The organism is Flavobacterium xizangense (assembly GCF_054075145.1).
Window position 1 is genome coordinate 1 of the sequence record NZ_JBSIPG010000104.1, and the last position, 271, is coordinate 271.

General features: G+C 35.4%; 1 protein-coding gene. It reads left to right on the forward strand.

Annotation, left to right across the window (positions count from 1 at the left end):
- The coding region (locus tag ACWA1B_RS22705) for a hypothetical protein (protein ID WP_456910881.1) at positions 1-271 on the forward strand (271 nt) is incomplete at both ends.

A 271-nucleotide genomic window follows, 5' to 3' on the forward strand; every position in this document is an offset into this window, starting at 1 on the left:
GCCAATGTGAGTGCACAGGATGTTTTGTGGCAAAAAGTAACTTCTTCATCGCTTTCGCGAAAAGCAGATGGGGTAAGCTCGGGCAAATTATATTTTAAATTAAATAGCAATCTTCTTAATTCTAAGCTGGCTTCAGCGTCTAATAAAACAGCAAAAAATACAGTTTCAGAAATTACGATTCCAAATACTGATGGAAATTTAGAACGTTTTTCGGTTTGGGAATCTTCTAATTTTGATCCGGAATTACAGGCAAAATATCCAGAAATCAAAG